We start from the raw sequence: 24,456 nt of genomic DNA, 5'->3' as shown, positions 1-24,456 counted from the left end.
AATGTCATTTAAGTGACACATGACAATGATGGTGTGCAGGCTTGTGCCGGGCGACTCAGCGTTCTGTCGAATTGTTGAAAACGGCCGTCATGCGGCCGGCACTTCTGGAGTGACCAGATCTCGATGGAACCGACATTCGCAGCCGCCCTCCTTTCCATAGCCCTCCTTCTTTCAAATCTCGCCAGCATCCTGTTAGCTTCGCTGAAGCTGAAGCGACCAGCCAGGATCGCACCGCCCGCCAACGCGCCGCCGGTATCGATCGTCATCCCGGCACGCGGCATCGAGCCGTTTGCCGAAGAGACGCTGGAGCGCGCCTTCTCACTCGACTGGCCGCGCTACGAACTCATCTTCTGCGTTGCCCATGCCGACGACCCGGTGGTCAAGCCGATCACCGCCGCAATGGCGCGCTTTCCAGCTATTCGCGCCCGCCTTCTAGTCGGTGACGACCGCATCAGCGGCAATCCAAAACTCAACAATTGCGTGAAGGGTTGGGAAGCGGCGCATTATCGCTGGGTCATCCTTGCCGATTCCAATGTGCTTATGCCGAGCGACTACGTCCAGCAGCTGATGGCGGCATGGCGGCATGGCACTGGCCTCGTCTGCTCGACGCCGATCGGCTCGCGGCCGGACGGCTTCTGGGGGGAGGTCGAATGCGCCTTTCTCAACACGCTGCAGGCACGCTGGCAGTACGCTGGAGAGGCGCTCGGCCTCGGCTTCGCGCAGGGCAAGAGCATGTTGTGGAACAAGCCGATGCTCGACGCCAATGGCGGCATCCGCGCGCTTGCCGCCGAGATCGCCGAGGACGCCGCCGCGACCAAGCTGGTCAACGGGCTCGGACTGCGGGTCAATCTTGTCGCCTCGCCCTTCGAACAGCCGCTCGGCCGGCGCACGCTTGGCGAGATCTGGTCGCGGCAGGCGCGCTGGGCGCGGCTGCGCCGCGTCACCTTCGCGCTGTTCTTCGCCCCCGAGATCCTGATCGGCGCGGCGCCGCCGCTGGTGCTTGCGCTGATCGCGGCGGCTGACGCCGGCGTCAGCCTGCCGGCAACCGCCATCGCCGTGCTGGTTGCGGCCTACCTGCCGGAATGCGCCTTGGCCTCGGCCAAGGGATGGCAGCTGTCGCTGCGCACCATCCCGGCGATGATGGCGCGAGACCTGATGCTTCCCGCCATTTGGGCGCGCGGATGGCTGAGCGGCGCCGTCGACTGGCGCGGCAATGTGATGACTATCCAGACCAAGGCCGTCGCGGAGCTGGAAGAGACCCCGTCCGGCGCCTGATCGGCGCGTCCCCGCTCGCCTCTGTTCGGCCAGCCCTTATCCGGCAAACCTCAGTGCCTGCTCGATGTCTTCGAGCAGGTCGTCGGCGTCCTCAAGGCCAACTGACAGCCTGAGCGTTCCCGGTCCGATGCCGAGCTCGGCGCGGGCCTCATCGGTCAAGTTCTTGTGCGTCGTCGTGGCCGGATGGGTGATCAGGCTCTTGGCGTCGCCGAGATTGTTGGAAATGAGCACGACGTCGAGTGCGTTCTGGAAGGCAAAGGCCCCCTGCTTGCCGGCCTTCACATCCATGCAGATCAGCGTCGAGCCACCCGACATCTGCCTCTTGACCACGGCCGCTTGCGGGTGATCGGCACGGCCGGGATAGATGACACGGGCGATTTGCGGGCGCTCGGCCAGGAAATCCGCGATGCGGCCGGCACTTTCCGTCTGCTGGCGTACGCGTAGCGGCAGCGTCTCCAGGCCTTTCAGCAGCGTCCAGGCATTGAAGGGCGAGAGGCTTGGGCCGGTGTGGCGGAAATAGTCATGCAGGTTCTCGTCGATCCATTTCTTGTCCGACAGAACGATGCCGCCAAGACAGCGCCCCTGGCCGTCAATATGCTTCGTGGCCGAATAGACGACGATGTGGGCGCCGAGCTGCAGGGGTTTCTGCTGCAAGGGCGTGGCGAACACATTGTCGACGATCAGCCTGGCGCCGATCGCATTGGCAAGTGCCGCGACGGCGGCAATGTCGATCACTTCCAGCGTAGGATTGGTCGGGCTTTCCAGGAAGAACAGTTTGGTGTTCGGCTTGACCGCCTTTTCCCAATTGGCGATGTCGGTGCCGTCGACCAGCGTTGCCTCAATGCCGTATTTCGGCGCCAGCGTCTCGACCACCCAGCGGCAGGAGCCGAACAGCGCGCGCGCCGCCACGATATGGTCGCCCGCCTTGGCGCTGCACAGCAGTGCTGCCGTCACCGCCGCCATGCCGGATGCCGTGGCGCGCGCGTCTTCGGCTCCTTCCAGCGCGCACATGCGTTTCTCAAACATGTCGACCGTCGGATTGGCATAGCGCGAATAGATGAAGCCCGGCTCCTCGCCCTTGAAGCGGGCCTCCGCCGCTTGCGCCGTCTCGTAGACATAGCCTTGGGTGAGATACATCGCCTCGGAGGTCTCGCCGAAGCCGGAACGCAGCGTTCCGGCATGCACGAGTGCGGTCTGAGGCTTCCAGTCGCGCTTCTTGGTCATCATTCTATCCAAACACCAAAATTGGTCCAAACAACAAAAAACCGGTCGCGAAAGTCGCAACCGGTCCATATGGCCTTGCGGCCCGACGGTCCTTTAGCGACTTGTTTAACGTGGCTGCAAGCCGACCGGCCAAATCACCACGGGATAACGAGCTTTAGACCCGCGCCACGCTTGCGTCAATTGCCGGCATGATTAAGAGGGTTGTACCAAGCAGGTGCCAAACGCGTCCACGGTCGGACCTGCGACAGAACAAGACCTCGCCCGGCGTTCGAACGGAGCCAGACCCTTGCGGCAGACAGGCATTCTTCCCGATCAGGATATTTCCGCGCTGTTCCAGACGGGCGCGCTGAAATCGCCGCGCACGCTCGATGCCGATCAGATCCAGCCGGCCAGCCTTGACCTCAGGCTCGGCGACAAGGCCTGGCGGGTGCGTGCTTCCTTCTTGCCCGGCCCGGACCACAGGGTTGCCGACAAGCTCGACCGGCTGAAGCTGCACGAGATCAACCTCGCCGAAGGTGCCGTGCTGGAAACCGGCTGCGTCTACATCGTGCCGCTGCTCGAAAGCCTGGCGCTGCCCGCCCATATTTCCGCCTCCGCCAACCCGAAAAGCTCGACCGGACGGCTCGATATCTTCACTCGGGTAATGACCGACCGCGGCCACGAGTTCGACAAGATCGCCGCCGGCTATGAAGGCCCGCTCTACCTGGAGGTCAGCCCGCGCACTTTCCCGATCGTCGTGCGGACCGGCTCGCGGCTGTCGCAGATCAGGTTCCGCACCGGCAATGCGCTCTTGTCGGAAAACGAGCTGCACGAGTTGCACCGCGCCGAAATGTTGGTCGCCACCGAACCACCCAACATCTCAGGCGGGGGCATCGCGCTATCGATCGATCTCGACGGAGACAAGGACGGGCTGGTCGGCTATCGCGGCAAGCACCACACCGGCCTGGTCGACGTCGACAAGCGCGCCGCGCAGGATGTCGTCGATTTCTGGGAGCCGCTCTACAAGAGCGGTGCCGGCGAGCTGGTGCTCGATCCGGACGAATTCTATATTCTGGTGTCGCGCGAGGCGGTGCATGTGCCGCCGCTCTACGCGGCCGAGATGACGCCCTTCGATCCGCTGGTCGGCGAGTTCCGCGTCCATTATGCCGGTTTCTTCGACCCGGGTTTCGGCCATTCGGCGTCGGGCGGCGCCGGCAGCCGGGCGGTGCTCGAGGTACGCAGCCACGAAGTGCCGTTCATCCTCGACCACGGCCAGATCGTCGGACGGTTGGTCTATGAGCACATGCTGAAACGGCCGCGGGCGCTCTACGGCACTGATCTCGGCTCGAATTATCAGGCACAGGGCCTGAAACTGTCCAAGCATTTCCGCGCCGCGCGCTGACCTTCCTCTCACTTGCGGGCTACGCCCGGCTCAAAGTGCCTTCACCGCCACCTTCACCGGCTGCTCGATTTCAAGCGGGTTGCGCAGTGGCAGGCCGAAATCCTGCGCCTCGATTTCGAATACGTCACCGGCCTCGGTCCTGATGCCGTCGGCAAAGGACAGCGTCGCCGTGCCGAACATGTGCACATGCACGTCGCCCGGCTGGCGGAAGGCCGAGTATTTGAAGTGGTGATGCTCGAGATTGCCAATGGTGTGCGACATGTTCGCCTCGCCCGACAGGAACGGCTTTTCCCAAAGCAGCTTGCCGTCGCGCAGGATGCGTGAAGCGCCGCGGATATCGGACGGCAGATCGCCGATCAGGATCTCCGGCCCGAACGAAGCGTTGCGCAGCTTGGAATGGGCAAGGAAGAGATAGTTCACACGCTCGGTGACATGGTCGGAAAACTCGTTAGACAGCGTGAAGCCGACGCGGAACGGGGCGCCGTCGTCGCCGATCACATAGATACCGGCGATTTCCGGCTCCTCGCCGGCATCCTGGGCGAAGGCCGGCGACATAAGCGCCGCCCCGGGCGCCACCGCCATGGTGCCGTTGCCCTTGTAGAACCATTCCGGCTGCACGCCGATCTGGCCCTTCGCCGGCTTGCCGCCCTCAAGCCCCATGCGGAACATCTTCATGGAATCGGTCAGCTGTTCCTCGCCGTCCGTGCTGAGCTTCTTGTGCATGGAATCGCGGGTCGCGGCGGAGCCGAGATGCGTCAGCCCGGTGCCGGTGAGATGGAGATGCGCCGGATCGGGATGGTTGATCGGCGACAGCAGCCGGCCCTTCTTGTAGGCAGCGTCGAGGTCGACGGTTTCGCCGAAGCCCTTGCGCTCGATCAGGGCGACAAGCCCGCTGCCGGTACGCGCGGCTTCCATCGCCAGCGAATAGACGCTGCGGGCGCCGTTGATGACGCGGGTCTTGCCGCCGTTGCGGGCAACGACGCGGATCGTCTCGGCGTCGTCGAGGATTTGTGAGATCAGCATGGTAACCCTCTCTGAATTGTGGGCTGGCCTGCCCTTTCTCGGCAAACCCTACCCTGCGCGGCCCGGACCCTGTCCGCGCCTCGGTTGAAATTCTTCGTCCGGATTGCGCTCGCGGATCAGGTCCCTCGGGGGGACTTCTTTGCGCCGCCCGGCAGCGTCGCGATGTGACCCGTATGCCTCCTGGTTGCCTCTCAAGCCTTGTTCTTGTTGTAGACGTCGAAGACGACGGCGCCGAGCAGCACCAGGCCTTTGACCACCTGCTGCCAATCGACATTGACGCCCATGATCGACATGCCGTTGTTCATGACGCCCATGATGAAGCCGCCGACCACCGCGCCGATCACCTGGCCGACGCCGCCCATCGCCGAAGCGCCACCGATGAACACCGCGGCGATGACGTCGAGCTCGCTGCCGAGGCCGGCCGCCGGCACAGCCTGCCCCAGGCGCGCTGCGATAATCAGGCCGCCGAGTGCCGACAGCACGCCCATATTGATGAACACCATCAACGTCAGCCGTTCGGTCTTGATGCCCGATAGCTGGGCTGCCTTGGCATTGCCGCCCATCGCATAGATGCGACGGCCGATCGTCATGCGTTTGGTAACGAAGACGAACAAGGCGATCAGCACGCCCATCACCATGAGAACGATGGGGAGGCCCCTATAGGTGGCGAATTGGTAGACGAGAAACAGCGCCAGCGCGCTGATCACCAGGGTCTTGACGACGAACAGCGAGAAGGGCTCGGCTTCGTAGCCATGCTTCTCGCGGGTGCGCCGTGCCCTGAGCCCGAAATAGGCATAGGCGAGCACGGCGACGAGGCCGATCACGATCGTCGTCAGGTGCAGCGTCAGGCCGCTGCCGACAATGGTTTTGCCGGCGGCGTTCACGGTTGGCGGTATCAGCGTCAATGGGCCGATCAGGTCCGGAATGAAGCCGGAACTGAGCGCCTTGAAGCCGACGGGAAGCGGCCCTACGGAAGACCCGCCACCCAGCAGCGCCTGGCAGATGCCGCGGAAGATCAGCATGCCCGCCAGCGTGACGATGAAGCTCGGTATTCGGTGATAGGCAATCCAGTAGCCTTGTGCCCCGCCGATCGCACCACCGACGATCAGGCAGATGATCGACACCACCAGCGGATTGCTCAATGGGCCAAGCGGCCAGATGACCATCATCATCGCCGCCAGCGCGCCGATGAAGCCGGCGACGGAGCCGACGCTGAGATCGATGTGGCCCGAAACGATCACCAGAAGCATGCCCAGCGCCATCACGATGATGAAGCTGTTCTGCTGCACGAGATTGCTGAGGTTCACCGGCTTGAACAGCGTTCCGGACGTGGTGAACTGGAAGAACACCATGATTGCGATCAACGCCAGCACCAACCCGTATTCGCGCAGGTTGGTGACCAGCGCCGAGACGGCAATGCGAGGTCCCTGTTGTAGATCCTGGGCAACGCCGGTCTGCGGCCCGGGAGCGCTTTCGGTGCTCATGATGCTTTTCCTTCTCCGCGGACGATGGCGCGCATTATCTTTTCCTGGCTGGCGTCGCTTGCCGCCATTTCGCCGACGATGCGCCCTTCGTTCATGACGTAGATGCGGTCGGTGATGCCGAGCAGTTCGGGCATTTCCGACGAGATGACGATGATTGCCTTACCCTCGGAGGCGAGACGCGCGATGATCGTATAGATTTCATACTTGGCGCCGACGTCGATACCGCGTGTCGGCTCGTCGAGGATCAGCACTTCCGGATTGGCGAACAGCCATTTCGAGAGCACCACCTTCTGCTGATTGCCGCCAGAAAGGTTGCCGGTCATCTGGTAGACGCTCGAGGCGCGGATATTGGTCCTGCCGCGATAATCGTTGGCGACCGAAAGCTCGCGCAAATCGTCGATCACGCCGTGGCGCGACACGCCGGGCAGGTTGGCCAGCGTGATGTTGTGCTTGATGTGGTCGATCAGGTTGAGACCGTAGGTCTTGCGGTCCTCGGTAACGTAGGCGATGCCGTGTTCCACCGCCTTGCTCACCGAAGAGACGTCGATCGGCTTGCCGTTGAGGAACACCTCGCCGGTGATGCGACGGCCATAGGACCGGCCGAACAGGCTCATGGCAAACTCGGTCCGGCCGGCACCCATGAGCCCGGCAATGCCGACCACTTCGCCCTTGCGGGCGTTGAGGTTGATACCCTTGATGACCTGCCGCTCGGCATGGATGGGGTGGTAGACCGACCAGTTTTTCACTTCGAGAACGGTCTCGCCGATCTTCGGCTCGCGCGGCGGATAGCGGTCGTCGAGCGAACGGCCGACCATCGAGGTAATGATGCGGTCCTCCGAGATGTCCTTCTTGGCCAGCGTCTCGATGGTCCGCCCGTCACGGATGATGGTGACCTTGTCGGCGACCCGGTTCACCTCGTTGAGCTTGTGCGAGATCAGGATCGAAGTGATGCCTTGCCGCTTGAATTCGAGCAGCAGATCGAGCAGCGCCTGGCTGTCCTTTTCGGACAGGCTCGCGGTTGGCTCGTCGAGAATGAGCAACTTCACTTCCTTGCTGAGCGCCTTGGCGATCTCGACCAGCTGCTGCTTGCCGACGCCGATATTGGTGATCAGCGTGTTGGGGTCTTCCTTGAGGCCGACCTTCTTGAGCAGGGCACTGGTGCGCGCCTCATTGGCATTCCAGTCGATGACGCCGTATCTGGCGTGCTCGTTGCCGAGAAAGATGTTTTCGGCGATCGACAGCATCGGCACCAGCGCAAGCTCCTGGTGGATGATGACGATGCCCTTGCGCTCGCTGTCATGGATGCCTTTGAAATGGCACTCATCGCCGCGATAGATGATCTGGCCGTCATAGGTGCCGGACGGATATACACCCGACAGCACCTTCATCAGCGTCGACTTGCCGGCGCCGTTCTCGCCGACCACGGCATGGATCTCGCCTTCCTCGACCATGAGCTTGACGTTCGACAGCGCCTTGACGCCGGGAAACGTCTTGGTGATGTCGCGCATCTCCAAAATCGTCGATGCCATTGAGAATACCACTCCTGCGAGGTCCGCAAACAATACCGGGCTGGCTCGCCAACGAAAAGGGGCCCTGCCTGCGCAGGACCCCAGGCTTTGTAACCGCGATTACTTCAGCTCTTCGGCCTTGATGTAGCCGGAGTCGACCACCAGGGCCTGATAGTTCGACTTGTCGACGTCGTGCGGTGTCAACAGGATCGAGGGAACGACCTTGACGTCGTTGTTGTAGGTCGTGGTGTCGAGGCCTTCCGGCTTGCCGCCCGAGAGCACCTTGTCGACGAGTTCGACCGTCGCCTTGGCGAGTTCGCGGGTGTCCTTGAACACGGTCGAATACTGTTCGCCGGCGATGATCGCCTTGACCGAAGCGGTCTCGGCGTCCTGTCCGGTGACGATCGGCCATGGCTGATCGGCGGTGCCGTAGCCTACGGCGCGCAGCGAAGCGATGATGCCGCGCGACAGGCCGTCATAGGGCGAGAGCACGCCATCGACGCGGCTGCCGTCCGAGTAGTTGGCGGAGAGCAGATTGTCCATGCGGGCCTGGGCGGTTGCCGCCAGCCAGCGCAGCGTGCCGACCTTGTCCATGCCCATCTGGCCGGACTTCACGACGAGGGTCTTGTCATCGATCAGCGGCTGAAGAACCGACATCGCGCCGTTATAGAAGAAGAACGCATTGTTGTCGTCCGGCGAACCGCCGAACAGCTCGATGTTGAACGGGCCCTTCTTCTCGGGATAACCGAGACCCTTGAGCAGCGATTTGGCCTGGATGACGCCGACGCCGAAATTGTCGAAGGTGGTGTAGTAGTCGACATTTGGCGTCTTCTTGATCAGGCGGTCGTAAGCGACGACGACAACGCCGGCGTCATTCGCCTTCTGCAAGGCATCGCCCATCGTGGTGCCGTCGATCGAAGCGATGATCAGCGCCTTCGGGCCCTTGGTGATTTCGTTTTCCAGTTGGCTGAGCTGGTTCGGAATGTCGTCCTGCGCGTACTGCAGGTCGACAGTGTAGCCCAGAGCCTCGAGCTGGGACTTGACGGCGTCGCCGTCGTTGATCCAGCGCTGCGAGGTCTTGGTGGGCATCAGCACGCCGATCAGGCCTTCGCCCGCCTGCGCCGGCAGCGTCATGGCCGCGATACCTAGGGCCGCGACGGCGGCCAGTGTCTTGATAATCTTCACATTAACTCTCCCTGGTTGATGGACGCGTACCCTTGGGTTTCGTGGGCCGCGCAATCGTGCAGGAGCGCCAAACGCGCCGCTGCCGTCAATCGATCTCCGGTATCCTCCCAATCGGCCCCGAGACTCTGGTTCAATCGATACGAGTTTCCCTCGTCACCGACCGTCAAGCCTCAGGACGCGCGAAGGGTGTGTCGCTTTGCCATAACTGTCAAATGCGATCTTTGATGGTTGCTATATCGAGACTGATATGGCTTAGGCTAGTGACGACGCAGCCGGATCCAGCCAGGGCGCCGGGCGTAAGAGTAGGGAAGAATCATGGCGGCGCTGCGAAATCCTGGCGGAATATCAGCCGGTTACGATGAGATCCCGGGTGATGGCGGAACCTTGCTGCGCAGCGGCTTGAGCCTGCGTCACATGCGCATGATCGCAGCCCTCGACGAGCACGGCCGGGTGAGCGCCGCGGCCCAGGTCATGAACATCTCGCAGCCGGCGGCCTCGCGCATGATCGCCGAGATGGAGGCCGTGCTCGACGTCAAGCTCTGCGAAAGGCTGCCGCGCGGCATCACGCTGACACCCTATGGCAAGGCGTTGGCACGGCGCGCGCGATCGATCCTGCTCGAGATGCGCGAGGTCGACCGCGAGATTTTCGAGCTCAAGGCGGGCAAGGGCGGCTCAGTATTCCTGGGCGCGGTGACAGCACCGGCGATCGAGCTGGCGGTGCCGGCGATCCGCGAGATCCGGCGCCTTTATCCGCGCATCGAAATCACCATGCAGGTCGAGACCTCGAACGTCCTGGCGCGCGAGCTGATCGCCTCGCGCCACGATTTCATCATCGCCCGCATCCCCGACGACCTCAATCCGCGGCTGTTCGAAGCGCGCGTCATCGGCGTCGAGAAAGCCTGCCTGATCGTGCGCCGCGGCCACCCGCTGACCAAGGGCAAGGCGGTGCGGCTGGAAGACACCGTCGCCTATGACTGGGTTTTCCAGTCGGGCGGCTCGCCGCTGCGCCAGGCGATGGAAAGCAACTTTTTGAACCGCAACATCGCGCTGCCGGACCGCATCCTCAACACCAGCTCGCTGCTATTGACTCTGGTCATGGTCGCGCAATCCGACGCCATTGCGCCGGTTTCGATCCAGGTCGCGAAGTTCATCCAGAACCCGGAAGGCCTGGCCGGCGCCATCGATGTTGTCCAGACTGAATTCGACATCGAGGTCAGGCCCTACAGCCTGATCACGGTGAAGAACCGCGCGCTGTCACCGGCAGCCAAGATGCTGCACGACTTTATTCTGCGGGAGGTGGGATAAGGGCTGGAGCGGCAAGCGGAGCGCATCCCGTGGCCGGCCAGACGACCAGACAGGCCCGCCAGCAGCGGCGCCGATGCACGTCGGCCACTATTGCCTGATGCTCAAAAAAAGCCCGCCAGCAGAAGCCAGCGGGCCAAGGGTAGACTTTCCGGTTGGGGTCATTCGAGGCCCCGCCGACCCTCAATGTGAGATATTCCACGAACTGGCACATCGGCCAAACAGATGAAAGACGGCCAGCCGGGCCGTAAAACTGCCTATAAATCCGCTGGTTTTCAGCTTGGCCAGAACAAGTGCAATGCACCGGGGGCAAAAGCTGGAGCGGGTAGCGGGAATCGAACCCGCGCGTTCAGCTTGGGAAGCTGACAAGCTACCATTACATCATACCCGCGCTGGTTCCTCCGATATCATGGCCCGGCGCCGATGCGCAATCCGGTTTGAGGGCTCGGCTTGATGCAGGGCTATCAACTGCGTATTTCTAGGCATGTGCCCGAATCGCGGCACCCGACTGTGGAGACAGGCTTGTCCGCACTGAACCGCTTTCTCGGCGATACGCCGCTCCGGGTGATCCTGAAGCTGCTTGTGGTGTCGTTCCTCGTCGGGCTGGTCATGAATGCCTTCGGCTGGTCGCCGATGGATGTGCTTTATGGCATTCGCAAATTCTTCATCGACCTGTGGAATTTGGGCTTCCACGCCATCGACCGCTTTCTCGGCTACATCCTGCTCGGTGCCGCGATCGTCGTGCCGGCCTTCATCCTGCTCAGGATCGCTAACTACCGGAAGTGAATTTTCAGGCGTAGCCCGCCGCCACCTCGAACAGGATGGCGTGCCGTGCAGCAAGTGCTGCGACATCCGTCGAATAGCCGCCGCCGATAACGCCGCATACCGGTATGCCAAGCGTGCGGAAATGGCGGATCACCATATCGTCGCGGGCGCGCAGCCCGTCATCCGTGAGCGACAACCTGCCGAGCCGGTCCTCGACATGGACATCGACGCCGGCATTGTAGAAGACGAGGTCCCAGCGCCTTCGCGCCGACAGCTCCGGCAGGATGGCGTCCAGCCGCTCCAGATAGGCTGCATAGCCGGCGCCGTCGGGCAGGGCGACATCGAGATCGGAGGCGATCTTGCGCGCGGGGTAGTTGCGGTCGCCATGCATGGAGAAGGTAAACACGCGCGGCTCGTCGTTCAGGATATCCGCCGTGCCGTCGCCCTGATGCACGTCGAGGTCGACGACCAGAATGTTTTGGACAGCAGCTTCGGCGAGCAGCACCAGCGCGGCAACGGCTACGTCGTTGAAGGTGCAGAAGCCGGCGCCTTGCGCGCGCCGTGCATGATGGCTGCCGCCGGCGGTGTTGCAGGCGATGCCGTTCAGCAACGCTAGCCGCGCTGCCAGCACCGTGCCGGCCGTTGCGAGCTGCGCCCTCAGCGAAACCCGCGGTCCGACGGGAAAGCCGATCTCGCGCTCGATCGCCACCGGCACTTTGCAGGCAAGCACCTGGTCGACATAGTCTGCCGCGTGGGCAAGCTTCAGCCATGATGGCCGCGCCGCCTCCGGCATGTTGAGCGCTTCGGGCTGCGCCAGGCCGCGTGCCCGCAACGCATCCATCAGCCGCGGATATTTGCTCATCGGGAAGCGGTGGTTGACGGCGAAGCCGGCGTCGTAGTCGGGATGATGAACGATCTGCAGGGGCATGGGGCGGCCGGTGCGCCAGAGGCGGATTTCGGTTGAACATAACGGGGTGGATGGTTGCGCGAGGTCCGCAAACTGGGGCACATCGGCTGGCCGATCAAGCCGCAACAGGAAGCAACACGCGTTTGGAGCAGGCTTTACCCATCGAAGCCCACACCACCGAAGCCAGGGCCTTCGTCGTCACCAACCGCTCGGTGCTCGCCATCGCCGTGCCGATGACGCTTGCCTATCTGACGACGCCGTTGCTCGGAATTGTCGACACGGCGGTGGTTGGGCAGTTCGGCGACGCCGCCCTTCTCGGCGGCCTGGCGGCCGGCGCCCTGATCTTCGACGTCGTTTTCACCACCTTCAACTTCCTGCGCTCCGGCACCACCGGCCTCGTCGCCCAGGCCTTCGGGCGCGGCGATGCGCTGGAGGAGCAGGCGGTGTTCTGGCGCGCCGTGCTGATCGCGGTCGTCGCCGGCGTCGTCCTTGCCGCGCTTGCGCCGCTGGTCTCCACCGCCGGGCAATGGTTCATCGGCGCCGAGCCGCGCGTCAGCGCGGCGATGGACGTCTATATCCGCATCAGGATGCTCGCGGCACCGTTCTCGCTGATCAATTACGCCATCCTCGGTTACGTGCTTGGGCGCGGCGAGGGCGGGCTCGGGCTGATCCTGCAATTGATACTGAACGGCATCAACATCGCCCTCTGCTTCCTGCTTGGCCTGGAGCTCGGCTGGGGCGTTGCCGGCGTTGCCTGGGCAACGGTCACCGGCGAATTCGTCGCCATGCTGCTGGGTCTCGCCATTGTCGGCCGGCGCTTTTGGGCGGCGCCCAGGCTGCCGCGCCACCGCGTCCTCGATCTGCCGGCATTCCTGCGCATGATGTCGCTCAATCGCGATATCATGATCCGCTCCTTTTCGCTGCTCGCCGCCTTCGCGCTGTTCACGCGCCAAGGCGCACAATTCGGCACTCTGACGCTGGCCGCCAACGCCGTGCTGATGAACCTCTTCCTGGTTGCCGGCTATTTCCTCGATGGTTTCGCCACCGCTGCCGAACAGCTCGCCGGGCGCGCCATCGGCGCCCGTGCCGCCACGGCGTTTGATCAGGCGGTGCGGCTGACGCTGCTTTGGGGGCTCGGGCTGGCGGGCGCGGCGACGCTCTTCTTCCTGCTGGAGGGCGCCGATCTCGTCGCCCTGATCACGACCGCGACAGACGTCCGCGCCATTGCCGACATCTACCTGCCCTGGGCGGCGTTCACCTCGCTCAGCGGCGCGCTGGCTTTCGAGATGGACGGGATTTTCATCGGCGCAACATGGTCGCGCGACATGCGCAACATGATGCTGGTGTCGTTCCTGTCGTTCAGCGCCGCGCTGCTGATTCTGGCGCCGGCATTCGGCAATCACGGCTTGTGGGCGGCGTTGCATGTCTTCCTGCTGGTACGCGGCTTCAGCCTGCTCGCCATATTGCGGCTGCGGGCGCGCACAGCCTTTAACTGATCGCTAAAGCGGTTTCGCCGCCCAGTGATCGAGGCGGCTGTCGCGAAGCTCGCGCAGCGACTTCAGCCCTTGACTGTCCATGAAACGGGCCATGCCGGAAAGAATGCGCCCCGGCAGCGCGGGCCCGGCATAGATCATGCCGGTGTAGAGCTGCACGAGATCGGCGCCGGCGCGGATCTTTTCCAACGCCGTCTCGGCGGAATCAACGCCGCCGACGCCGATGATAGTGGGATCCGGGCCAAGCAGTTTTCGCATCCTTGCCAGCACGATGGTCGAGCGCTCGAACAAGGGTTTCCCCGAAAGCCCGCCGGCCTCGCCAGCAAGGCCGGCGCTGCGCAGGCCGGATCGCGCGATCGTGGTGTTGGAGACAATGACGCCGTCCATTTGCTTGTCGCTGATCTCGGCGGCGATGTCCTCAAGCTCGGGCTCGACCAGGTCCGGGGCGATCTTGAGGAAGACGGGCGGTTTTGCCGGTGCCGCCGCACCCGCAGCCATGACCCGCGACAGGAGCTCGCCAAGCTGGTCGCGCGCCTGCATGTTGCGCAGGCCCGGCGTGTTCGGCGAGGAGATATTGATCGTCAGATAGCTGGCATATCGCGCGAACCGGATCATGCCGCGCTCATAATCACTGACGCGGTCGGCGCTGTCCTTGTTGGCGCCGATGTTGATCCCGACGATGCCGGGGCGGCCCTTGCGGGCGGCAAGGCGCTTCTCCGCGGCGGCGTGGCCCTCATTGTTGAAGCCCAGCCGATTGATCACCGCCCCCTCCGAAGGCAGCCGGAAGATGCGTGGCTTTGGATTGCCCGTCTGCGGCAGCGGCGTGATCGTGCCGACCTCGGCGAAGCCGAAGCCGAGGCCGAGCAGCGCGTCCGGCACTTCGGCATTCTTGTCGTAACCCGCGGCCATGCCGAGCGGGTTCGGGAAATCGAGCCCGCAACGGCTGACCTTTAACCTGTTGTCCTGCGGCGGACGACCGGCGACCGGCAGCCCGCATCTCAGCGCGGCAATCGACAGCCCATGCGCGGTTTCCGGATCGAGCGTGAACAGCAGTTTCTGGCCGATCCGGTCGAACGCGCTCATTCGGCCTCCAGCGCCGGGAATTCATGCCGGCCGTCAGCGCCGAGCGGCAATGCCTGCACCGAAACGACCGCATCGAGGCCGAGCCCGCCATAGAGATGCGGGAACAGGGCGCCGCCGCGCGAGACCTCATATTTCAGCGCATCGCCGAGGCGCGCGCTATCGACGGCGACCAGCAGCAACCGGCTTTGGCCGGCGAAATGTTTGGCCGCCGTTTCCCGAACCTGCCCGGCGGTGGAAAAATGGATGAAGCCGTCGGCGACGTCGATAGGCGCGCCGGTGAAGCGGCCTTCTCTTTCAGCCTCGCGCCACAGCACCTCGGGAACTATCTTGTAGATGATCTCGGACATAGTTGCGCTATAGTCCGAACCGACCACGCGGGGAAGGGCAGGCCCGTGTTCTTCCCCATTTCAGGTTCGTCCCCATTTCAGGCGCAAACTGTGATAGATTGCGCTGACTGGCTCATGGAGGAAAACATGCGTCTGAAACACGTCTTGATCCCCGCAGCACTGGTGTCGCTTGTCGCGGCGTCGGCCTTTTCCGATGAAGCCGATCGCTACCGGTTGGAGAAATCGGCCAATGGCTATGTCCGCATGGATACGCAAACCGGCGCCATGTCGCTCTGCGAGGAGCGTTCCGGCCAGCTCGTCTGCAAGATGGCGGCCGACGAGCGCGCCGCCTTCCAGGGCGAGGTCGACCGGCTGCAAAGTTCGGTGAAGGCGCTCGACGAACGCGTCGCCAAGCTCGAAAATTCGCTTGCCGCCCGTTTCGAATCGACTTTGCCCAGCGAGGAGGATTTCAACAAGACGATGGGCTACATGGAGCGCTTCCTGCGCAGCTTCATGGATATCGTCAAGGACATGGACAAGGACGAAGACGGCGCCAAGCCCAATTCGCAAAAGACCTAGGCAATTCGCAAAAAGACCTGGGGCGGGAATAGCAAGCCGCCCACGCCGGACGGCAGGCGTAGCGTTACAATCGTTCAGATCCTGCAAGGCGGAACATCGCCAATGGGAGTCGGGGAGGGATATCACCGTTGGGCTACACATTCGTCATTGCCGACGATCATCCGCTTTTTCGCGGTGCATTGAGGGAGGCACTCGCGGGCATCGGAGACGTTGCCGCCATTCACGAGGCCGGCGATTTCGAAAGCGCCAAGGCGCTGGTCCTGGCCAATGAGGATGTCGATCTGGTGCTGCTCGATCTCTCGATGCCGGGGGCAAGCGGTCTTTCCGGCCTGATTTCGCTGCGCGGCATCCATCCGGCGGTGCCGATGATGGTGGTCTCGGCGCATGACGATCCGGTGACGATCCGGCGCGCGCTCGATCTCGGCGCCTCCGGCTTCATCTCCAAATCGGCCAGCATGGAGGAGATCCGCAATGCGGTGCAGTCGGTGCTCGCAGGTGACATCGCGGCACCCGCCGGGGTCGATCTCGGTGTCGAGCGCGATCCCGAGATTTCCGACCTGATCAAGCGCCTGCAAGCGCTGACTCCACAGCAGACGCGCGTGCTCGGCATGCTGGCTGAGGGACTGCTCAACAAGCAGATCGCCTATGAGCTCGGGGTCTCCGAAGCGACGATCAAAGCGCATGTCTCGGCCATCCTGCAGAAGCTCGGCGTCGACAGCCGCACGCAGGCGGTGATCCTTTTGTCCAAAATCGGCAGCGACCCGCTGCAGACGGCCGGCTGATTCCTATTCGGCCGCCGACGCCAGCGGCCTGACCCTGGCCATCATCGAGCGCAGCATTGCCGGTTTCAGTGGTTTGCTGATCACCGGCACGTCGAGCCTGCCGGCAGCGGCGCGAACCTCGCTGGAGCGGTCGGCGGTGACCAGCACGGCCGGCAAGTCCTCGCCATGGATCGCACGCAACTGGGCGATCAATTCGAGGCCGGTCCTGTTGTCGAGATGATAGTCGGCAAGCACGATGTCCGGCCGATGCATGCCGGACCTCTCGAGATCCTCCGCGCCGGAAAGCGTGTCGACGCTGCAGCCCCAACCCTCGAGCAGCAGCCGCATGCCGTCGAGGATGCGGGCGTCGTTGTCGATGCAGAGCACATGGAGCCCGGCAAGCGAGGCCGCGGCACGGGCAGGCGGCTTCGCCTCGGCCTCGCGCCGCGGTGCCTGCACGGCCACCACCGGCAGCAACACGGAAAAGCGTGTGCCCTTGCCTGGGTTGGAGAAGATCCGGATTTCGAGGCGCAGGACGCGGGCGATGCGGTCGACAATGGAGAGCCCAAGGCCGAGGCCTTCCGCCTCGCGTGCGCCCTCGTCGAGCCGGGTGAATTCGCGGAACACGGTGTTGAGCTTGTCGCCGGCAATGCCGATGCCGGTGTCGATAACCTGGATCTCGGCCAATTCGCCGCGCCGCCGCACGCCGACCAGGATGCGGCCATGGCGCGTGTATTTAATGGCGTTTGAGACCAGGTTCTGGATCAGCCGGCGCAGCAGATTGCGGTCCGTCATGACGCTGAGCGACGACGGCATGATCGAGAGTTCGAGCTTCTTTTCGGCGGCAAGCGGCCGGAAGTCGTTGCCGATCTGGCGCAGCAGCCCGTCGAGGCCGAAGCTCGTATCGTCCGGCTTCATCGCGCCGGCATCGAGGCGCGAAATGTCGAGCACCGCGCCGAGGATGGTCTCGACCGATTCCAGCGACGATTCGATGTTCATCGCCGCCTTGCCGGCAGGTCCCTTGCCAGTCTTCTCGATCAGTGACGAGCAATAGAGGCGGGCGGCGTTCAGCGGCTGCAGGATGTCGTGGCCGGCGGCAGCGAGGAAGCGGGTCTTGCCGAGATTGGCCTCCTCGGCCAGCATCTGCGCCTGCGCCAGCTCCTCATTGACGCGGGTGAGCTCGGCGGTGCGGCTCTTCACTCGCTGTTCCAGGGATTCGTTGGCGCGCTTCAGCGCCAGATCCTGCTCGACGCGTCCAGAGATGTCGGCGTAGGTGGCGACGATGCCGCCGTCCGGCATCGGATTGGAGCGCAATTCCAGGATGCGCCCGCTGGTCTTCAGCTCCATCTGCCATGGGCTGACGAAGCTGGTCAGGCGGTTGAGCATGGTGACGCGCTGGTCTGCCGGTATGTCACCGCGCTCGGCAAGGTGGCGCAGGATACGATCGAGTGAGACGCCGACCTGGCCCATCTCGTCGGGCAGGTCGAACAGCGCCCGGTACTGGCGGTTCCAGCAAATCAACCGGAAATCGCGGTCGAAGACAGTGATGCCCTGTTCCATCTGGTCGAGTGCGATCTGCAGCAGATCGCGATTGTGCTGCAGCGCCTCCGTGGCGTCGTCGAGCAGGCGGAAGGCGTCCTTGGATTCGCGGTCGTTGCGGCGCAGCAGTAGCGACAGGATCAGCCGCGCCGAAGAGGAGCCGACGGCACTGGCCAGAAGCTGCTCGGAGAAGCGGATGACATCCATGCTGGCCTGTTCGTTGCCGTGCAGTGAAGTGCCGCCGCTCTTTTCGAACGACTGAAATGACCGCTCGGTGCGTTCGACACCGAGATAGCGCGCGATCGTGTCCTTGAGGTCGTTGACGGTTATGGTGGTGCGGAAGCGGCGCAGGCTCGGCAGCGGCCCCGCCTCGCGCGGCACGAAGATCGATGCCTGGATGCGTTCCAGCGGCACGGAGGCGCGCGACAGCGAGCCGAACACAAAAAAAATCGTGTTGATCGACAGGCTCCACAGCACGCCATGGTTCAGCGGCTCGGCGACGGTGCCGAAAAGAGCCTGCGGCCGCAATGCATCGAAGCCGAACAGGCCGTGGACGAGGATGCCGGTATCGGGCGCGACGAGCGAGGGAAGCAGCAGCGTATAGCTCCAGACGACGATGCCGGCGACCATGCCAAGTGCGGCACCCCTTCCGTTGGCGCCGCGCCAGATCAGGCCGCCGATCATTGCCGGCGCGAACTGCGCGATCGCGGCGAACGACATCAGGCCGATCGAGGACAGCCGCGCGCTATTGGTGCTCTCGCGGTAGTAGAGAAAGGCGATGAACAGCATGATGAAGATCGCCGCCCGGCGTACATTGAGGATGAGCGTCGACCAGTCCTCGTTCTCGGATGTCGTGGTCCGCAGCAGCCGGCGCACGAACAGCGGAATGACCAGGTCGTTGGAGATCATGATCGACAGCGCGACGCTTTCGACGATCACCATTGCGGTCGCCGCCGACAGCCCGCCGATGAAGGCGGCCATGGCCAGCACGTCGTGGCCGCTGAACAGCGGCAGCGACAGCACGTAAAGGTCGCTGCTGGTCCTGGGGCCGACCAGTTCCAGGCCGGCCAGCGCGATCGGCAGCACGAACAGGTTGATTGCCACCAGATAGAGCGGAAACACCCATGTCGCGGTGCGCAGCTCGGCCTCGCTGCGGTTCTCGACGATGGTGACATAGAACTGGCGCGGCAGCATCAGGATGGCAAAGCCGCTCAGGCATGTCAGCACCAGCCAGGTGGCGAGCGAGGTGTTGTAGCCCATCGCCTGGCGCACCTGCGTGTTTTCGGCGAGCCGGTCGAACATGTCGCCTGGCCCACCGAAGATCAGGAACATGACCATCAGGCCGATTGCCAGGAAGGCGGCGAGCTTGACCACGGTTTCGACTGCCACCGCCAGCACCAGCCCGTCCTGGTGCTCGGTGGCATCGGCGTGGCGCGTGCCGAACAGCACCGCAAACAGCGCCAGCAGCATGGCAACGACCAGCGAGATGTCGCTGACGAACGGATCGAACGACGGCGGCGAGCCGGTATAGTGCTCGACCATCAGGCTGACCGAGCCCGAGATCGCCTTCAATTGCAGCGCCATATAGGGCACCGCGCCGATGGTCGCGATCAGTGTGGCGATCGCCGCGACAGCAAAACTCTTGCCGTAGCGGGCGCCGAGAAAGTCGGCGATCGAGGTGATCTTCTCGGTCTTGGCCAGCCTGACGATGCGCTGCAGCAGCGGAAAGCCGAACACGAACACCAGCACCGGTCCGATATAGATGCCGAGGAACTCCAGGCCGCGCTCGGAGGACAGCCCGACCGAGCCGAAGAAGGTCCAGGAGGTGCAGTAGATGGCGAGGCTGAGCGCATAGATGAAGGGCCGGGCGCGGCCAGGCCCCGATGACGTCGAGCGCCGGTCGCCCAGGCTGGCGATAGCAAACAGCAACGTCACATAGGCGATCGCGATGATGACGATGAACCAGCCCTGCACGCCTCGAACTTCCTCCCTGCGCCGGTTTTTTCATCCGGCCTTGCAGACGCAATCACAGCTTGGCGATCAAGTCCATCGCGGCTTTCGGCGCATTATGGCTGTGGCTTCGCGCAATCCAGGCCGGGGAAACACGTCTTTGCGCCTGTCGCAACCGCAGGTTTTTGCTATTCTGCCGACCGGTCGATGCCGAGGCGTGGACGGCAGCACGGCCGGTCAGGACAAGGAGGGTCGAATGCTGAAAGAATTTCAGGAATTCATTTCCAGGGGCAATGTGATGGACCTGGCCGTCGCCGTCATCATTGGCGCTGCCTTCAGCAAGATCGTCGATTCGCTGGTCAACGACATCATCATGCCGATTATCGGGGCGATTTTCGGCGGACTGGACTTCAACAACTACTTTCTGCCCTTGTCTTCAGCCGTCAACGCCACATCGCTGGCCGACGCAAAGAAGCAGGGCGCGGTCTTTGCGTATGGCAGTTTCATCACCGTGGCGCTGAATTTTCTCATTCTCGCCTTCATCATCTTCCTGATGGTCAAGGCGGTGAACAATCTGCGCCAGCGGCTGGAGCGCGAGAAACCGGCCGCCCCGGTTGCCCCGCCACCGGCCGACGTCGCGCTGCTCACCGAAATTCGCGATCTCCTCGCCAGAAAATAGCGCCTGCGGCAACTTTCTGGACCAAAACCCCGGTCGCCTGCGGCCGGGGTTTTCTGTTTTCGTCCGCCCTGAAACACGCTAGCAGTCGAGCAAACGAAAACGGACCCATCCATGACCCTGATCGATACTCTGCGCGCCGAAGCGCGGGCGGCGCCTGAAAGCGGCATTGTCGCCGTCATGAACCGTGGCCGCGGCCGCGACGGCATGATCCCGCTCTGGGCCGGCGAGGGCGACCTGCCGACGCCTGCCTTCATCACTGATGCCGCCGCCAAGGCACTCGCCGGCGGTGAAACCTTCTACACCTGGCAGCGGGGCATTCCCGAACTCAGGCAGGCACTCGCCCGCTACTACACCAGGCATTTCGGCAAGACTTTCGCCAACGAGGAATTCATCGTCACCGGCTCCGGCATGCATGCCATCCAGATGGCCATCGACGCGGTGGCCGGCAAGGGCGACGAACTCGTCTACCTGTCGCCGGCATGGCCGAACTTCGCCGCCGCCGCCGGCGTCGCCGGCGCCGTGCCGGTCGCGGTCACGCTCGACCAGTCGGGCAATGGCTGGTCCTGCGATGTCGACAAGATCGCAGCCGCGATCACGCCGCGGACCAAGGCGCTGTTCGTCAACACGCCGTCCAACCCGACCGGCTGGACCGCCGACAAGGAGACGCTGCAGGCGATCCTCGACCTTGCCCGCGAAAGGGGCCTGTGGATCATCGCCGACGAGATCTATTCGCTGTTTCATTACGGCGATAGTCGCGCGCCGTCCTTCATCGACATCATGGCCGATGAGGATCGCATCCTGTTCGTCAATTCCTTTTCCAAGAACTGGGCGATGACCGGCTGGCGCATCGGCTGGATCAAGATCCATCCCGCCTTGCAGCAGGTGTTCGAGAACCTGGTCCAGTATTCGACGTCCGGCGTTGCGCAGTTCATGCAGCGCGGCGCCGTCGTTGCCCTCGATGAGGGCGACGCCTTCATCGTCGAGCAGGTGGAGCGGGCGAGGGCGGCGCGCGACCTGGTGTGCGGCATTCTCGCCGAAACCGGCAGGGCGCGGTTCACCGTGCCGCAGGGCGCATTCTATCTGTTCTTCGCGGTCGACGGCATCACCGATTCCCGCGCTGCCGCCTTCGACATGGTCGACCGCGCCAATGTCGGCCTGGCTCCCGGCACCGCCTTCGGCCCCGGCGGCGAATCCTTTCTCAGGCTATGCTTCCACCGCCGTCTCGACCAGCTCGAGGAAGCCGCGCACCGGCTGGCGAAATGGATGAAGAATATGTGAGCTGCCTCGAAGCCCCGAGTTCAAACTCGCTCCGGCGAGTCAGCTGGCGTGGGTTTCGAGAACCGGAGCGCAGCGGACATTTGGGTCCGTGAGCACCGGAAGCGCAGAAAGCCGCGTCAGATGGCCGCCGGAGTAGAGTTTCAAACGGGCTTCAGCCGCCCGACTTCGGCACCAGCAACGGAATGACGCGGTCGCTCTTGGCGACCGACGGTCGGCCCGCCGAACCGTAAGGAATCCCCAACGCATCCCATGTCTCGACCAGCGCGTCCTGCAGGGACGCAATCAACGCGTCCGAATGGAACGGTGTCGGCGTGATGCGCAGCCGCTCGGTGCCGCGCGGCACTGTCGGGTAGTTGATCGGCTGGATGTAGATGCCGTGCACACCGAGCAGGCGGTCGCTGGCCATCTTGCAGAGCTCGGGATCGCCGACCAGAAGGGGCACGATGTGGGTAGGCGACTCCATCACCGGCAGGCCGGCCGCGGCCAGCACTTGCTTGGTCCGCGTCGCCTGACGCAGCTGCGCATCGCGCTCGGCCTGCGAGCGCTTGAGATGGCGGATCGAGGTGGTTGCCGCGGCAGCGATCGCCGGCGGCAACGCCGTGGTGAAGATGAAGCCCGGCGCATAGGAGCGCACCGCGTCGATCACGGCGCTGGTGCCGGCGATGTAGCCACCAAGCGTGCCGAACGCCTTGGCCAGCGTGCCCTCGATGATGTCGATGCGGTCGGCCAGCCCTTCGCGCTCGGTGATGCCGCCGCCGCGCGGCCCGTACATGCCGACGGCGTGGACCTCGTCGATGTAGGTCATGGCGTTGTAGCGCTCGGCGAGATCGACGATCTGCTTGATCGGCGCGATGTCGCCGTCCATCGAATAGACGCTCTCGAAGACAATCAGCTTGGCGCGCTCGCGGCCGGCCGTCTGCAGCAGGCTTTCGAGATGCGCGACGTCGTTATGGCGGAAGATCTTCTTCTCGGCGCCTGAGCGCCGCACGCCCTCGATCATCGAAGCGTGGTTGAGCTCGTCCGAGATGATCAGGCAATTGGGAAGCAGCTTTGCAATGGTCGAGATCGACGCCTCGTTGGAAACGAAGCCGGAGGTGAAAACCAGTGCCGCTTCCTTGTCGTGCAGGTCGGCAAGCTCCAGTTCGAGCTCGACCAGCGGGTTGCTGGTGCCGGAGATGTTGCGGGTGCCGCCGGCCCCCGACCCCATCTTGCCTGCCGCCTTCTGGAACGCGGCAATGACGTCGGGATGCTGGCCCATGCCGAGATAGTCGTTGGAGCACCAGACGGTGATTTCCTCGGCGCGGCCATTGGCGCGCCAGATGGCGCGTGGGAATTTCCCGACGATACGCTCAAGGTCGGCGAAGACGCGATAGCGACGCTCCGCATGGAGCTGGTCGATCGCTTCCTCGAAAAACCGCTGATAATTCATGTCGCCTTCCCAGTTTTGCGCGGGATCATAGTCATTGGCCCATTCGTCGTCCACCTGGCCTTTTTGGTCAAAATGCCACGCCCCGAGCCTGTTCCTAACGACCACGGAACGTGGCCTATTCCCTTGATGTGGATCAATCTTGTTTCAGGACAATGCCACGCGCCGATGAGACTGGTTACCGCAGGTTTTAATGGCCTGGCGGCGGATTTTCCAGTACGGCGACGATTGAGACAGTTCCGATAAATCATAAATAGCGAGGATGCGGATGACGGTTTTGGTGACAGGCGGTGCCGGCTATATCGGTAGCCATATGGTCTGGGAATTGCTGGACACGGGCGACAGCGTCGTCGTCCTCGACCGGCTTTCTACCGGCTTTGAATGGGCGGTGGCCCCGGAAGCAAAGCTCGTCGTCGGCGACGTCGCCGACAGGGAACTGGTCGCTTCGATCATTCGCGACAATAAGATCGACGCGATCATCCATTTCGCCGGCTCGATCGTGGTCCCCGAATCGGTCGCTGACCCGCTTGCCTATTACGAGAACAACACCTGCAACACGCGCACCTTGATCGAGACCGCGGTGTGCGAAGGCGTGCCCAATTTCATCTTTTCCTCGACCGCCGCCGTCTATGGCGGCGCCGGCCTGGAGCCGGTGCGCGAGGATGCCCGGCTTGCGCCGGAATCGCCCTATGGCCTGTCCAAGCTGATGAGTGAATGGATGCTGCGCGACGCGGCAATTGCCCATGGGTTGCGCTATACGGCGCTGCGCTATTTCAACGTCGCCGGCGCCGATCCGAAGGGCCGCACCGGCCAGTCGACGCCCGGTGCCACGCATCTGATCAAGGTCGCTTGCGAGACGGCGCTCGGCAAGCGCCCCTTCATGCAGGTGTTCGGCACCGACTATCCGACGCCGGACGGTACCTGCATGCGCGACTATATCCACGTCAGCGACCTGGCGGCGGCGCATCGGCTGGCGCTTCAGCGGCTGCGTGCCGGCGGATCGAGCCTGGTCGCCAATTGTGGTTACAGCCACGGGTATTCGGTGCTCGAGGTCATCGACAGCGTCCGCCGCGTCTTCGGCCATGATTTCGACGTGCGGATGGGCGATCGCCGCGCCGGCGACGCCGCCGCGGTCGTCGCCAATTCGGAGCTGGCGCGCGGCGAGCTCGGCTGGACCCCGCAGCGCGACAACCTCGACCAGATCGTTGCCGATGCGCTTGCCTGGGAGCGCATCCTGACCAGCAAGAATTCGGCTCTGGGGTGAAGTGGGCTCTCCGCAAAGGTTGGT

At 63.6% G+C, this 24,456-nt stretch carries 20 protein-coding genes, 1 tRNA gene and 1 riboswitch; of the genes, 10 read left to right on the top strand and 11 right to left on the bottom strand.

The annotated features are described in order from the left end of the window. Positions 1 to 123 precede the first annotated feature (123 nt). Positions 124 to 1,275, top strand: a complete 1,152-nt coding sequence (locus tag NKJ15_RS00355) for a ceramide glucosyltransferase (protein WP_352813674.1) — start codon at positions 124 to 126, stop codon at positions 1,273 to 1,275. Between the two features lie 36 nt (positions 1,276 to 1,311). Here the strand turns inward: NKJ15_RS00355 and NKJ15_RS00350 are convergent, their stop codons facing one another. Then, positions 1,312 to 2,502 carry an O-succinylhomoserine sulfhydrylase gene (locus NKJ15_RS00350; protein WP_352813673.1) on the bottom strand — a complete coding sequence of 397 codons (1,191 nt, stop codon included), beginning with the start codon at positions 2,500 to 2,502 and terminating at the stop codon, positions 1,312 to 1,314. Between the two features lie 70 nt (positions 2,503 to 2,572). Continuing rightward, a riboswitch (SAM riboswitch) is annotated at positions 2,573 to 2,650 on the bottom strand. Between the two features lie 135 nt (positions 2,651 to 2,785). Here NKJ15_RS00350 and NKJ15_RS00345 point away from each other — a divergent pair. Next, complete coding sequence (locus NKJ15_RS00345) at positions 2,786 to 3,880, top strand: 2'-deoxycytidine 5'-triphosphate deaminase (RefSeq protein ID WP_352813671.1); 1,095 nt, start codon at positions 2,786 to 2,788, stop codon at positions 3,878 to 3,880. Positions 3,881 to 3,910: 30 nt separating this feature from the next. On the opposite strand, the gene araD1 is transcribed toward NKJ15_RS00345, so the two are convergent. The 4 genes from araD1 to chvE all read right to left on the bottom strand — a co-directional run bounded on the left by araD1 (position 3,911) and on the right by chvE (position 9,080). Next, entirely contained in the window at positions 3,911 to 4,903 is a 993-nt protein-coding gene (araD1, locus tag NKJ15_RS00340; RefSeq protein WP_352457733.1) for an AraD1 family protein, read from the bottom strand. Positions 4,904 to 5,094: 191 nt separating this feature from the next. Next, positions 5,095 to 6,387 carry a multiple monosaccharide ABC transporter permease gene (mmsB, locus tag NKJ15_RS00335; RefSeq protein WP_352774687.1) on the bottom strand — a complete coding sequence of 431 codons (1,293 nt, stop codon included), beginning with the start codon at positions 6,385 to 6,387 and terminating at the stop codon, positions 5,095 to 5,097. Continuing rightward, positions 6,384 to 7,916 carry a multiple monosaccharide ABC transporter ATP-binding protein gene (gene mmsA / locus NKJ15_RS00330; RefSeq protein WP_023677359.1) on the bottom strand — a complete coding sequence of 511 codons (1,533 nt, stop codon included), beginning with the start codon at positions 7,914 to 7,916 and terminating at the stop codon, positions 6,384 to 6,386. The genes mmsB and mmsA overlap by 4 nt, the downstream gene beginning before the upstream one ends. 99 nt (positions 7,917 to 8,015) lie before the next feature. Continuing rightward, complete coding sequence (gene chvE / locus NKJ15_RS00325; RefSeq protein ID WP_254816339.1) at positions 8,016 to 9,080, bottom strand: multiple monosaccharide ABC transporter substrate-binding protein; 1,065 nt, start codon at positions 9,078 to 9,080, stop codon at positions 8,016 to 8,018. Positions 9,081 to 9,395: 315 nt separating this feature from the next. Between chvE and NKJ15_RS00320 the strand changes: the two genes are divergently transcribed. Then, positions 9,396 to 10,385: a LysR family transcriptional regulator gene (locus NKJ15_RS00320; protein WP_352813669.1), complete on the top strand. Its 990-nt coding sequence runs from the start codon at positions 9,396 to 9,398 to the stop codon at positions 10,383 to 10,385. A gap of 314 nt (positions 10,386 to 10,699) precedes the next feature. On the opposite strand, the gene NKJ15_RS00315 is transcribed toward NKJ15_RS00320, so the two are convergent. Beyond that, positions 10,700 to 10,773 (bottom strand) — tRNA-Gly (locus tag NKJ15_RS00315). A 131-nt stretch (positions 10,774 to 10,904) separates the two neighbouring features. Here NKJ15_RS00315 and NKJ15_RS00310 point away from each other — a divergent pair. Continuing rightward, positions 10,905 to 11,168: a DUF6460 domain-containing protein gene (locus NKJ15_RS00310; protein ID WP_023677362.1), complete on the top strand. Its 264-nt coding sequence runs from the start codon at positions 10,905 to 10,907 to the stop codon at positions 11,166 to 11,168. Positions 11,169 to 11,172: 4 nt separating this feature from the next. Here NKJ15_RS00310 and NKJ15_RS00305 read toward each other — a convergent pair whose 3' ends face one another. Beyond that, positions 11,173 to 12,075: a histone deacetylase family protein gene (locus tag NKJ15_RS00305; protein ID WP_352813668.1), complete on the bottom strand. Its 903-nt coding sequence runs from the start codon at positions 12,073 to 12,075 to the stop codon at positions 11,173 to 11,175. A gap of 50 nt (positions 12,076 to 12,125) precedes the next feature. On the opposite strand from NKJ15_RS00305, the gene NKJ15_RS00300 reads away from it, so the two are divergent. Next, entirely contained in the window at positions 12,126 to 13,550 is a 1,425-nt protein-coding gene (locus NKJ15_RS00300; RefSeq protein WP_352814096.1) for an MATE family efflux transporter, read from the top strand. A gap of 3 nt (positions 13,551 to 13,553) precedes the next feature. Here NKJ15_RS00300 and NKJ15_RS00295 read toward each other — a convergent pair whose 3' ends face one another. Together NKJ15_RS00295 and NKJ15_RS00290 are read right to left on the bottom strand one after the other, a co-directional pair. Further along, positions 13,554 to 14,630, bottom strand: a complete 1,077-nt coding sequence (locus NKJ15_RS00295) for a quinone-dependent dihydroorotate dehydrogenase (RefSeq protein ID WP_352813666.1) — start codon at positions 14,628 to 14,630, stop codon at positions 13,554 to 13,556. Beyond that, positions 14,627 to 14,977 (bottom strand): DUF952 domain-containing protein, encoded by a 351-nt coding sequence (locus NKJ15_RS00290; protein WP_352613924.1) that lies wholly within the window; start codon positions 14,975 to 14,977, stop codon positions 14,627 to 14,629. Before NKJ15_RS00290 ends, NKJ15_RS00295 begins: the two co-directional genes overlap by 4 nt. Positions 14,978 to 15,103: 126 nt before the next feature. Between NKJ15_RS00290 and NKJ15_RS00285 the strand changes: the two genes are divergently transcribed. After that, a complete protein-coding gene (locus NKJ15_RS00285) occupies positions 15,104 to 15,535 on the top strand; it encodes a hypothetical protein (RefSeq protein WP_352613925.1) in 432 nt (143 codons plus the stop codon). 119 nt (positions 15,536 to 15,654) lie between these two features. Continuing rightward, entirely contained in the window at positions 15,655 to 16,317 is a 663-nt protein-coding gene (locus tag NKJ15_RS00280; RefSeq protein ID WP_473556440.1) for a response regulator, read from the top strand. A gap of 3 nt (positions 16,318 to 16,320) precedes the next feature. Here NKJ15_RS00280 and NKJ15_RS00275 read toward each other — a convergent pair whose 3' ends face one another. Beyond that, positions 16,321 to 19,809: a PAS domain-containing hybrid sensor histidine kinase/response regulator gene (locus NKJ15_RS00275; RefSeq protein ID WP_352813664.1), complete on the bottom strand. Its 3,489-nt coding sequence runs from the start codon at positions 19,807 to 19,809 to the stop codon at positions 16,321 to 16,323. A gap of 232 nt (positions 19,810 to 20,041) precedes the next feature. Here NKJ15_RS00275 and mscL point away from each other — a divergent pair, with 232 nt between their 5' ends. Both mscL and NKJ15_RS00265 read left to right on the top strand, forming a co-directional pair. After that, the gene (gene mscL / locus NKJ15_RS00270) at positions 20,042 to 20,464 is read left to right on the top strand and encodes a large conductance mechanosensitive channel protein MscL (RefSeq protein ID WP_352577002.1); all 423 of its coding nucleotides are present in this window, start codon (positions 20,042 to 20,044) and stop codon (positions 20,462 to 20,464) included. A gap of 111 nt (positions 20,465 to 20,575) precedes the next feature. After that, positions 20,576 to 21,742 carry a pyridoxal phosphate-dependent aminotransferase gene (locus NKJ15_RS00265; protein WP_352488243.1) on the top strand — a complete coding sequence of 389 codons (1,167 nt, stop codon included), beginning with the start codon at positions 20,576 to 20,578 and terminating at the stop codon, positions 21,740 to 21,742. Between the two features lie 151 nt (positions 21,743 to 21,893). On the opposite strand, the gene hemA is transcribed toward NKJ15_RS00265, so the two are convergent. Continuing rightward, positions 21,894 to 23,171: a 5-aminolevulinate synthase gene (gene hemA, locus NKJ15_RS00260; protein ID WP_352613927.1), complete on the bottom strand. Its 1,278-nt coding sequence runs from the start codon at positions 23,169 to 23,171 to the stop codon at positions 21,894 to 21,896. A 265-nt stretch (positions 23,172 to 23,436) separates the two neighbouring features. On the opposite strand from hemA, the gene galE reads away from it, so the two are divergent. Continuing rightward, a complete protein-coding gene (gene galE / locus NKJ15_RS00255; RefSeq protein ID WP_352813663.1) occupies positions 23,437 to 24,432 on the top strand; it encodes a UDP-glucose 4-epimerase GalE in 996 nt (331 codons plus the stop codon). The last annotated feature ends 24 nt before the right edge of the window (positions 24,433 to 24,456 follow it).

Origin of the sequence: Mesorhizobium sp. M0207, assembly GCF_040321995.1 — a bacterium.
GTDB lineage: Bacteria > Pseudomonadota > Alphaproteobacteria > Rhizobiales > Rhizobiaceae > Mesorhizobium.
Note: the sequence above shows the minus strand (reverse complement) of the source record. Positions and strands in the feature narration are given on the sequence as shown.

What these genes read in the sequence shown, in the direction of transcription:
- NKJ15_RS00355 (WP_352813674.1), top strand. Translation starts at nt 124, where the DNA reads ATGGAACCGACATTCGCAGCCGCCCTCCTTTCCATAGCCCTCCTTCTT.
- NKJ15_RS00350 (WP_352813673.1), bottom strand. Translation starts at nt 2,502, where the DNA reads ATGATGACCAAGAAGCGCGACTGGAAGCCTCAGACCGCACTCGTGCAT.
- araD1 (WP_352457733.1), bottom strand. Translation starts at nt 4,903, where the DNA reads ATGCTGATCTCACAAATCCTCGACGACGCCGAGACGATCCGCGTCGTT.
- mmsB (WP_352774687.1), bottom strand. Translation starts at nt 6,387, where the DNA reads ATGAGCACCGAAAGCGCTCCCGGGCCGCAGACCGGCGTTGCCCAGGAT.
- mmsA (WP_023677359.1), bottom strand. Translation starts at nt 7,916, where the DNA reads ATGGCATCGACGATTTTGGAGATGCGCGACATCACCAAGACGTTTCCC.
- NKJ15_RS00320 (WP_352813669.1), top strand. Translation starts at nt 9,396, where the DNA reads ATGGCGGCGCTGCGAAATCCTGGCGGAATATCAGCCGGTTACGATGAG.
- NKJ15_RS00305 (WP_352813668.1), bottom strand. Translation starts at nt 12,075, where the DNA reads ATGCCCCTGCAGATCGTTCATCATCCCGACTACGACGCCGGCTTCGCC.
- NKJ15_RS00300 (WP_352814096.1), top strand. Translation starts at nt 12,126, where the DNA reads ATGGTTGCGCGAGGTCCGCAAACTGGGGCACATCGGCTGGCCGATCAA.
- NKJ15_RS00295 (WP_352813666.1), bottom strand. Translation starts at nt 14,630, where the DNA reads ATGAGCGCGTTCGACCGGATCGGCCAGAAACTGCTGTTCACGCTCGAT.
- NKJ15_RS00290 (WP_352613924.1), bottom strand. Translation starts at nt 14,977, where the DNA reads ATGTCCGAGATCATCTACAAGATAGTTCCCGAGGTGCTGTGGCGCGAG.
- NKJ15_RS00285 (WP_352613925.1), top strand. Translation starts at nt 15,104, where the DNA reads ATGCGTCTGAAACACGTCTTGATCCCCGCAGCACTGGTGTCGCTTGTC.
- mscL (WP_352577002.1), top strand. Translation starts at nt 20,042, where the DNA reads ATGCTGAAAGAATTTCAGGAATTCATTTCCAGGGGCAATGTGATGGAC.
- NKJ15_RS00265 (WP_352488243.1), top strand. Translation starts at nt 20,576, where the DNA reads ATGACCCTGATCGATACTCTGCGCGCCGAAGCGCGGGCGGCGCCTGAA.
- hemA (WP_352613927.1), bottom strand. Translation starts at nt 23,171, where the DNA reads ATGAATTATCAGCGGTTTTTCGAGGAAGCGATCGACCAGCTCCATGCG.
- galE (WP_352813663.1), top strand. Translation starts at nt 23,437, where the DNA reads ATGACGGTTTTGGTGACAGGCGGTGCCGGCTATATCGGTAGCCATATG.